The sequence below is a fragment of the Sphingomonas sp. 10B4 genome, from assembly GCF_035019905.1.
Lineage (GTDB): Bacteria > Pseudomonadota > Alphaproteobacteria > Sphingomonadales > Sphingomonadaceae > Sphingomonas > Sphingomonas glacialis.
Window position 1 is genome coordinate 1 of the sequence record NZ_JASJVC010000451.1, and the last position, 251, is coordinate 251.

At 45.0% G+C, this 251-nt stretch carries 1 protein-coding gene; it reads left to right on the top strand.

Features of this window, described 5'->3' with window-relative positions; translation table 11 throughout:
* Window positions 1-136: 136 nt before the first annotated feature.
* The coding region (gene tnpA / locus QN347_RS21085; protein ID WP_416350919.1) for an IS66 family insertion sequence element accessory protein TnpA at window positions 137-251 on the top strand (115 nt) is incomplete at its 3' end.

Consider the following 251-nt stretch of genomic DNA (forward strand, 5'->3'; position numbering starts at 1 on the left):
GTATAAAGGCAGAGCATGGCAGATTGCCAATTACAGAATGCAACCACTCACAATTATAGTAAGCGTCCAACGCAACCATCTGGAAATTGATAATGTTATACGTGACACTCCATTCTTTCAATGATCTGGAGACCGCATGAATTTCAATCCTCTCAAAGTGGCGTTTTGGACTAAACATCAGCAGGACTGGGCTGAGAGCGGCTTATCACTGAGCGCGTATTGTCGACGTGAAGCCATAGGCTACTCAACGT